The sequence below is a fragment of the Erwinia sp. PME.40.26/001 genome (assembly GCF_055556675.1).
This window is the reverse complement of sequence record NZ_JBVHNP010000344.1, coordinates 1-248: the sequence shown is the minus strand read 5'-3', so window position 1 is coordinate 248 and position 248 is coordinate 1. Positions and strand designations below refer to the sequence as shown.

General features: G+C 47.6%; 1 protein-coding gene. It reads right to left on the bottom strand.

All coding sequences use genetic code 11. The features are described from left to right. Nucleotides 1-33: 33 nt before the first annotated feature. Nucleotides 34-248 (bottom strand): hypothetical protein (locus ACZ3HG_RS24470; protein WP_465335079.1); only part of this gene is annotated, 215 nt, incomplete at its 5' end.

Genomic DNA, 248 nt, shown 5'->3' with positions numbered 1-248 from the left:
TTTTCGCGCTGACACCCATCGAACTTTCCAAGATCAGTTTCTTGCGTAGTAGAATATTTTTCTATTTGTAGGCTTATAACTCTTTGTATTAGAAAAATAATTCTCGTCAATCCCGGAATTTCTCACGATGAATTTCAACGCAGAAAATTCGATCACACGCACGTCGCAGCGATGCGGAACGCTGCGCGCGCGAGCGCGTTCGGATTTCTGGAGTCGTCCGCCAACATTTCCGCGCGGCGGTATCCAGC